Annotated in this window: 7 protein-coding genes; 3 read left to right on the top strand and 4 right to left on the bottom strand. The window is 70.8% G+C overall.

Annotated features, from left to right (window positions below):
• On the bottom strand, positions 1 to 374 hold a 374-nt coding region (locus QZ483_RS10920; protein WP_297083903.1), incomplete at its 3' end, for an MFS transporter.
• Between the two features lie 29 nt (positions 375 to 403).
• Positions 404 to 994: a hypothetical protein gene (locus QZ483_RS10915; RefSeq protein WP_297083901.1), complete on the bottom strand. Its 591-nt coding sequence runs from the start codon at positions 992 to 994 to the stop codon at positions 404 to 406.
• A gap of 120 nt (positions 995 to 1,114) precedes the next feature.
• On the opposite strand from QZ483_RS10915, the gene QZ483_RS10910 reads away from it, so the two are divergent.
• The 3 genes from QZ483_RS10910 (at position 1,115) to pepN (QZ483_RS10900) (ending at position 6,826) form a co-directional block, all read left to right on the top strand.
• Positions 1,115 to 1,408: a MarR family winged helix-turn-helix transcriptional regulator gene (locus QZ483_RS10910; RefSeq protein ID WP_297083896.1), complete on the top strand. Its 294-nt coding sequence runs from the start codon at positions 1,115 to 1,117 to the stop codon at positions 1,406 to 1,408.
• Positions 1,409 to 1,641: 233 nt separating this feature from the next.
• Positions 1,642 to 4,239 carry an aminopeptidase N gene (pepN, locus tag QZ483_RS10905; protein ID WP_297083894.1) on the top strand — a complete coding sequence of 866 codons (2,598 nt, stop codon included), beginning with the start codon at positions 1,642 to 1,644 and terminating at the stop codon, positions 4,237 to 4,239.
• Between the two features lie 49 nt (positions 4,240 to 4,288).
• Entirely contained in the window at positions 4,289 to 6,826 is a 2,538-nt protein-coding gene (gene pepN, locus QZ483_RS10900; protein WP_297083893.1) for an aminopeptidase N, read from the top strand.
• Here the strand turns inward: pepN (QZ483_RS10900) and QZ483_RS10895 are convergent.
• Positions 6,823 to 7,071 (bottom strand): hypothetical protein, encoded by a 249-nt coding sequence (locus tag QZ483_RS10895; RefSeq protein ID WP_297083890.1) that lies wholly within the window; start codon positions 7,069 to 7,071, stop codon positions 6,823 to 6,825. The genes pepN (QZ483_RS10900) and QZ483_RS10895 overlap by 4 nt on opposite strands.
• 4 nt (positions 7,072 to 7,075) lie before the next feature.
• A partial coding sequence (malQ, locus tag QZ483_RS10890) for a 4-alpha-glucanotransferase (RefSeq protein WP_297083888.1) occupies positions 7,076 to 9,075 on the bottom strand: 2,000 nt, incomplete at its 5' end.

Raw genomic sequence — 9,075 nt, 5'->3', positions numbered from 1 at the left:
CGGAACCGCGCCATCAGGACGGCGAGCCCGACGCCGACGACGGCGCCGAGTGCGAGCCCGCCGAGCGCGAGCGTGGACGTCCACGCCACGAGCACGGCGGCGATGAGCACGCGCCGCCGGTCGAAGACGTCGGCGAGCATCCCGCCCCACAGCCCCGCGACGATCATCGGCACGAGGGCGATGCCGCCCACCAGTCCAACCGCGAAGGTCGAGGCCGTGATGTCGTAGATCTGCAGACCCACCGCGACGATCGACATCTGCGCGCCGATGCCGGCGATCACGCTGCCGATCCACAGTCGCGCGAACGCGGGGCTCGCCTTGAGCGGGGCGAGATCGACGAGACGGCGCTTGCGCTCGAGTCCCGTTCCCGTCACCGCGCAAGTCTATGGCCGCGCAGCACCCCTCAGGACCCGCAGTCCTCGATCGCGGCGCGGCTGACGCGGACGTGGATCTGGGCGTGCCCCGCGTACTCGCGGGCCTCGTCGAGATCGTCCGTGCCGAGCGTGAAGGTCGCCCAACCCACCACTCGCTGGGGATGGCTCGGCAGGGTCGGCATCGTGTTGTTGGACGGGGTCCACGCGTCGTACGCCGCCAGCGCCACGTCCCACCGCTCGCCGGGGTCCTCCCACGACCCGCCCAGGACGTCGGCCTCCACGCACGCGCTCACCGGCTCCGACTGCGCGAGTCCCGTCTCGCCGTCGAGCCCAGGGAGCAGACCCTCGGCGACGTCGCCGGCAAGCTCGCCATCGCCGTCGGCATCTCCGTAGAACGGCCCTGCCGGGCCCACGACGAGGTTGCGCGCCTCCTCTGCGGCGGCGTGCGCGGCCTCCAGCGACTCGGCACCCGCCCACGCGGCCACGGCTGCTTCGATCTGGTCGAGCCGCTGCCCGGCTGGATCCGCGGACCCCTCCGGGCTCGCCGAGGGCTCGGACGTCGAGCACGCGGAGAGCACCAGCAGCGTCGCCGCGACGAGGGCACCGTGACCTGTCTTCATGTCCCGAGGCTACTTCCTCGGTGCCGCGCATCCGTCCCCAGCCGCGCCCGCGCATCGGCCCTCCCCCGTGTCCCAAGCGAGAAGGTCGTTTCTCTCACGCCGATGCTTAACGTGTGAAACATGAGCACACGAGACATCGGGTCCCTGGCCCGGAAGGCACCGCTGATCGACGGTGTCCGGCACGCGGACCGGGAAACGCGACGACGGCTGCGCGGTGCCGGCACTGGGCTCGCGATGACCGGCGTCCAGGCGTTCTACGCTCAGTACCTGGTATGGGCCAAGCGCGGCCTCTCGATGTCCGCTCTCGCCGACTACACCAGGACCACGAACGCGAACATCAGCCAAGTCGTGAGGCGAATGGAGCGGCACGGACTGGTCGCTCGGGCGCCCAGCGACCGCGACGGCCGGGGGTGATCGTGCGGATCACGGCGTACGGGGCACATCAGTTCTCGCTGCTGCTCCACAGGCTGCGCCGGATCGAACAGGCTCTCGAGCGACGCATCTCTGTGCGCGGGCGACGCCACACCGCCGCCGCCCTGCAGCGCGTGCCGCTCGTGCCGTCGGAGCCAGCTCCCCTGCCGCCGCGCCCGATCTGGCCGCACGCTCGAGGGAGCACCCGACCGCCCTGAGCGTGACAGAATCGGCGCATGCCAGGTACCAACCTCACACGCGCCGAGGCCGAGGCCCGCGCTGCCATCGTCTCCACCGAGACCTACGCCGTCGAGCTCGACCTCACCACCTCCGAGGAGACCTTCCGCTCGACCTCCACCGTCCGCTTCGCCGCCACCCCCGGCGAGACGACCTTCATCGACCTCATCGCCCCCACGGTTCACTCGATCACCCTCAACGGCGTCGAGCTGGACCCGGCGACGCACTTCGCGGACAGCCGCATCACGCTGCCCGACCTCCAAGACGCGAACGAGCTGACCGTGGTCGCCGACTGCGCGTACATGAACACGGGCGAGGGCCTCCACCGCTTCGTCGACCCCGAGGACGGCGAGGTCTACCTGTACAGCCAGTTCGAGGTGGCCGACACCCGCCGCGTTTACGCGGTCTTCGAGCAGCCCGACCTCAAGGCGGCGTTCACCTTCACGGTGACAGCGCCCGACCACTGGCACGTGCTGTCCAACAACCCCGGCACGAAGGTGCCGGTGGCCGATGCACGGGTCACGATCGCGGAGACGTCGCGCGGAGTCGCGCGGTGGGAGTTCACCGAGACCACGCGACTGCCCTGCTACGTGACCGCGATCGTCGCGGGCCCGTACCACCGCGTCGAGGGCGCCGTCGAGTCCCGCAAGGGCACGCTGGGGGCAGACGTCTACTGCCGCAAGGCCCTCGCCGACTACCTCGACGCCGACGTGATCCTCGCGGACACCCAGGCGGGCTTCAGGTTCTACGAGGAGAAGTTCCAGTACGACTACCCGTTCGAGAAGTACGACCAGATCTTCGTGCCGGAGTTCAATGCGGGCGCGATGGAGAACGCCGGCTGCGTCACCTTCCTCGAGGACTACGTCTTCCGCTCCAAGCCGCCGCAGGCGCGCGTCGAGCGCCGCACCGTGACCGTCCTGCACGAGCTCGCGCACATGTGGTTCGGCGACCTCGTCACGATGAAGTGGTGGAACGACCTCTGGCTCAACGAGTCCTTCGCCGAGTACGCCTCGACCGTGGCCACGGTCGAGACCACCAAGTGGAAGAACAACTGGGTGACGTTCAACTCTCTCGAGAAGAACTGGGCGGCGCGCCAGGACCAGCTCCCCAGCACCCACCCGATCATGGCGGACATCAGGGACCTCGAGGACGTCGAGGTGAACTTCGACGGCATCACGTACGCCAAGGGCGCCTCGGTGCTCAAGCAGCTCGCTGCATGGGTGGGCGAGGACCAGTTCTTCGCGGGCGTCGCCGAGTACTTCCGCAAGCACCACCACGCCAACACCACGCTGCGCGACCTGCTCGTCGAGCTCGAGGCGACGTCCGGTCGTGACCTCGCGGCATGGTCCGAGGTGTGGCTCGAGAAGGCGGGCATCACGACGCTGCGCCCCGAGATCGAGGTGGATGCGAACGAGGACATCGTCGCCTTCTCGGTGATCCAGGATGTGCCTGACGCGTGGCCCACGCAGCGTCCTCACCGACTCGGCATCGGCGGCTACGACGTCGTCGTGGACGAGCGCGGCGACGCGCGGCTCGAGCGCACCATGTACGTCGAGACCGACATCCGCGGAGCGCGCACCGACATCCCTGATCTGCTGGGCAACCACCGTCCCGCGCTGATCCTCGTGAACGACGGCGACCTCGCGTACGCGAAGGTGCGCCTGGACGAGCAGTCGCTCGCGACGGCCGTCGAGCACGTCGCCGGCTTCTCCGACCCGCTCGCCCGCTCGATGGTGCTCACGGCGGCATGGGACATGACCCGCGACGGCGAGATGCCGGCGCGCGCGTTCGTCGACCTCGTGCTCAACACCATCGGCGCGGAGTCCGAGTCGACCACCGTGCTGGTGCTGCTGCGCCAGCTCGCCACGACCCTGCAGCTGTTCGTTCACCCGGACCATGCCCAGGAGACCTGCGAGCGTGCCACGGAGTCGCTGTGGAAGCTCGCGATCGAGGCCGAGCCCGGCTCGGACACCCAGCTCCAGCTGGTGCGCGGCTTCGCGTCGATGGCCTGCACCGACATCCAGCTCGACAACCTGCAGGGCCTGCTCGACGACAAGCTCCACCTCGAGGGCCTGTCCATGGACGCCGACCTGTCGTGGGATGTGCTCATCGGGCTGGTCGTGGGTGGCCGAGCGGACGAGATCGCGATCGAGCTCCAGCTGTCGAAGGACGCCACCGCATCCGGTCAGCGCCGCGCCGCGCACGCCAGGGCCGCGCTCCCCACCGCAGCCGGCAAGCGCGCCGCGTGGGACACGCTCATCAACGCCGAGAAGGGTCTGCCCAACGCCCTGCAGTTCGAGGCGACCGCGGGCTTCGGGCACGTGAACGACACGACGCTCCTCGAGCCCTACGTCGACGAGTACTTCGCGTCGATCCGCCGCATCTACGCGGAGAAGACCAACGAGATGGCGACCGCACTCATCGAGGGCCTGTACCCGTCACAGCTCGCCGGCCGGGTGCCGGACCTGCAGGACAAGGCCGACTCCTGGCTCTCCGCCAACGGCGACGCCCACGACGCTCTCAAGCGCCTGGTGATCGAGGGTCGCGACGGCGTGCGCCGCTCGCTGATCGCGCAGGCCAAGGACGCCGAGGGGTAGCACCCTCCGGGGCCGGGCGGCCGGCCTGTCACCGTGCGAGACTGACAGCATGCTCACACGCGACGAGGCCACCGCCCGGTCCCTGACCGTCCCCTCCGCCGAGTACCGAATCTCGCTCGACTTCACGGGGGAGTCCGACACGTTCCGCTCGGTCACGACGGTCGAGTTCGACGCCCCCATGGGGGCGGAGTCCTTCATCGACATCGTGGGCGCCGTCAGAGCTGCGACCCTCAACGGTCGCGAGCTCGATCCCGCGAGCCACGCGGACGGGCGGCTGCCTCTCACCGACCTGCAGCCGTCCAACGTCCTCACCGTCGAGGCGGACTGCGACTACCGCACCACCGGCTCGGGCATCCACCGCTACGTCGACCACGAGTCGGGCGAGACCTTCCTGTACAGCCAGTTCGCCGCGGACGATGCACGCGCCGCCTTCGCGTGCTTCGACCAGCCCGACATCAAGGGCACCTTCCAGTTCACCGTCGTGGCTCCCGCGCATTGGGAGGTGCTGTCCAACACCCGTCCCGCCGAGCCCGAGACGGTCGAGACCGGCCGCCTGTGGTCCTTCTCCCCCACCGTGCCGCTGCCGTCCTACGCCGCGGCCGTGGTCGCGGGACCGTACGTGTACGAGGAGACGACCCTGGACTCCGCCAAGGGCGAGATTCCCGCACGCGTCTACGGCCGTCCCGACCTGCGCGAGCACTTCGCGGCGGAGACCGTGTTCGCCGACACCCAGGCCGGCATCCACCTGTACGAGCGCATCTTCGCCACCGAGTACCCGTACGACAGCTACGACCAGGTCTACGTCCCTCAGTACAACTTCGGAGCGATGGAGAACGCCGGCTGCGTCACGATCTCCGAGGACCGGCTGCTGTACCGCACGCGCGCCTCGGACGCGCAGCTCGAGTTCCGCTCGATCGTCGTCCTGCACGAGCTCGCCCACATGTGGTTCGGCGACCTCGTCACCATGAAGTGGTGGGACGACATCTGGCTCAACGAGTCCTTCGCGGAGTTCGTGGCGACGCATGCCGCCGAGGAGATCACGGAGTGGGCCGATGCGTGGGTCACGTTCGGCGCGCGCAAGTCGACCGCATACCGCGAGGACCAGCTGCCGACCACCCACCCGGTGCTGAGCGACGTACCGACGGTCGACTCGGTCGCCGGCACGTTCGACATGATCACGTACGCCAAGGGGGCCTCCGCGCTGCGCCAGCTGTCCGCCACGCTGGGCGCGGAGACCTTCTTCGCCGGCGTCGCCGCGTACATCCGCGCCCACCACCACGGCAACGCGACCCTCGCCGACCTGCTCGCGGAGCTCGAACAGGCCTCCGGCCGTGATCTGTCCGCGTGGTCCCGTGCGTGGCTCGAGACCCCCGGCGTCACCACGCTCTCGGCGCGGATGACGGTGGGCGAGGACGGGCGCGTGACCGAGCTGCACGTGGCCGAGGAGGTGCCCGACGGTGCCATGGCACACCCGCATCGGCTGCGCGTGGGCGGGTATTGGCTGAACGACGGACGGCTCCAGCGCACGTGGTTCGCGGACGTTGACGTCGACGGCGAGCGCACCGCTGTGCCCGAGGCCGTCGGCATCCCCGCTCCCGACCTGGTGCTGGTCAACGACGAGGACCTGACCTACGCCAAGATGCACTTCGACGAGCGCTCGGTCGCGACGGCGATCGCGCACGCCGGCGCGCTGGACGATGCGATGGCGCAGCACCTGGTCCTCGACACGCTGTGGCACATGTGCCGCGACGGCGCGCTCAGCGCCCGCGCGTACATCAGTGCCGTCCTCGCGGCCGCCCCGCACGTCGCGAACTCGCAGGTCATCTCCTCCCACCTCGCCAACCTCGTGATCGCAGCACGCCGCTTCGCCGAGCCCGCATCGGCCGTCGCCATCGCGACCGATGCCGCAGACCGCCTGTGGGACCTCCTGCACGAGGCCCCCGGTGGCTCCGACCTGCAGCTCGCGCTGCTGCGGGGCTTCGCCGGGCTCGCGTGCACGGATGAGCACGCCGATCAGGTCCAGACCCTGCTCGACGGCACGGCGACCCTCGACGGCCTCCCCATCGACTCCGAGCTCACGTGGGACCTGGTGACCGCGCTCGCGGTGTGCGGCAGGGCCGACGACGCCAGCATCGACGCGCGGCTCGCCGCGGACCCCGGGGCGGCGGGCGACCGCCGCGCTGCGGGGGCGCGCGCGTCGATCGCCGACGTCGAGGCGAAGCGGCGGGCGTGGGCATCGATCGCTCACCCGGACGGCGAACTCCCCGCCAACGCGGAGGCCTACGAGATCGCGATCGGGCTGGGGCGTGCGGGGGACCCGGCACTCCTGGCGCCGCTCGTCGACGACATGCTGGCGTCGCTGCGACCGATGTTCGAGTCGATGGACGCGTTCATGGCGATGCGCACCGCCGGCTACGTGTTCCCGTCGTACCTCGCGGGGCGCGTTCCGGACCTGGAGTCGCGGCTCGAGTCCTGGCTCGCGGACAACGCCGATGCGCCCCCGGTCCTGGTGAAGATCGTCACCGAGGGGCTCGACGAGGTGCGGCGCGCGCTGCGAGCGCAGCGCTTCAGCGCCGGGGCTGCCTAGTCGCGGCCCTCGGGGTCCTGGTCCCGGAGGCGCGGCGGGATGTCCGTTCCTCGCTCGGTCATGCGCCGACGGTGTGCCTCCGCCCGCTCGGCCTTGGCGCGCGCCCGGCGGCGCCAGTCCCACAGCGCCCAGCCCGCGGCGCCGGCGATCGCCACGAGCCAGGCCCCCTGCTTGGCCAGCTCCGGCACGCCGGGGATGAGACCCACGATGAAGGCGGCGACCAGGGCGCCGATGGCTCCGATCATCGGGTCAGTTGCGGGCGCTGCGCACGGCCTCGAGCAGCCGCTGCACGCGCTCGTTGTCGAAGATCTCGTCCAGCAGGATCACGGCCCCGGCCTTGTCCGTGAGCGGAATGCGCCAGTTGGGGTACTCGGTGCTGGTGCCGGGGTGGTTCTGCGAGCGCCTGTCGCCGGTAGCGTCCGTCAGTGACACCGCGGTCAGCAGCGCGGGCGAGTGCATGGCCAGGCGGTGGACTCCCGCGATCAGGTCGTCCTCGTCCCACTCGACGGGCAGCCACCCGCGCTCCTCGAGGTACGCGACCATCGCGTCGCGATCCGCGGTGGCTGCCGCACGCTCCGCGTCGATGTCGCCGGCGATGAGTCCCAGCTCGGCACGCGCGTCGACGTGCTCGCCCGCGAGGAAGGCTGCGGTCGGCGGCAGGTCGTGGACCGTGACCGAGACCAGCGCATCGGCCCGGTAGTTCTCGGGCGCCTGCGGCCGGTTGCCGTGCTCCTTCTCGAACAGCGCCACGACCGTGCCGAGCAAGCCGCGGTGGTTGAGGTAGTCCGACACCCACGGCTCGAGGGTGCCCAGGTCCTCGCCGATGACGATCGTGCCGGCGCGCTGGGCCTCGAGTGCGAGGATGCCGATGAGCGCGTCGTGGTCGAACTGGACGTACACGCCGTCGTTCGCGGCGTGACCGGCGGGAATCCACCATTGGCGGAACAGCCCGAGGATGTGATCCACCCTGAGGGCGCCCGAGTGGCGCACGGCCGCCCGCACCACATCGCGGAAGGGCAGGTACGCCGCCGCCTCGAGAGCGCGCGGCTGCCACGGTGGCTGCGACCAGTTCTGGCCGTTCTGGTTGTACATGTCCGGAGGGGCGCCCACCTCCATGCCCGCGGCGAGGACCTTGCCCAGGGCCCACGCATCGGCGCCCGAGGGGTGCACACCGACCGCGAGGTCGGTCATGATGCCGATGCCCATGCCAGCGTCCACGGCGGCGGCCTGGGCACGGCCGAGCTGCTCGTCGGCGAGCCACTGCAGCCACGCGTAGAACAGCACCCGGTCGCTGTGCTCGTTGCGCCACTGATCGACCGCCGCCGAGCGCGGGTTCTCGAACTCGGCCGGCCACGGCAGCCCCTTGTGCGCCTCGGAGATCGCGCACCAGGTCGCGAACTCCTCAAGGGCGTCGCCCTCCCGCAGGCAGAACGCCTCGAAGCGCGCCTGCCGGGCCGCCGAGCGCGGCACCTCGAAGATCTTCTCGAGCGCCGCCGACTTGGCGCGCCACGAGGCGTCCCGGTCGAGCAGATCGGCCTCGAGGTTCGCGCGGCGCGGCTTCTCGGACTCCCACTCGATCACGGCGCGGTGCTGCGACGGCACGTAGGCGACCTCAGGGATGTCCTCGATGCGGATGTACAGCGGATTCAGGAAACGGCGCGACGACGGCAGGTACGGCGACGGCTCGAGCGGCGGCACGGCCTCGGCCGCGTGCAGCGGATTGATGAGCAGGAAGTCCGCACCCTCCCGGATGGCGGCCAGCGAGCACAGGTCGGCGAGGTCCCCGAAGTCGCCAATGCCCCACGAGCGCTCCGATCGCACCGAGTAGAGCTGAGCGGCGAGCCCCCAGGGGCGCTCGCGCCGCACGGAGTCCGGCACGTCGATGCGGGCGGGGGTCACCACGACCCAGCCGCGACCGCGCCGTCCCGTGGTCGCCGCCTCGAGCCGGTGCCAGCCCAGCGGCAGACCCGCTGGCAGGTCGAACGTCGCCCTGCCGACCTCGCGGCCGTCGACCATGCGCGGCGGGACGTAGACATCGAGCTGCTCGAGCTCGCGCACCTCGCCGTGCTCGAGCACCACGGACGCCGCCACCGGCGCGCCGTGCGGCACGTGCACGGGCACCTGGGCCGACTGCCCCTCGACCAGAACGATGACCGGCGGCACCAGTCGCCGCCACTCGAGCTCGGCGAGCGCCTCGAGCGACTGATGGCACGCGTCGTGGGTGTGGGCGACCACTCCCAGCGACGCGA

The organism is uncultured Demequina sp. (assembly GCF_913055775.1).
Lineage (GTDB): Bacteria > Actinomycetota > Actinomycetes > Actinomycetales > Demequinaceae > Demequina.
Note: the sequence above shows the minus strand (reverse complement) of the source record. Positions and strands in the feature narration are given on the sequence as shown.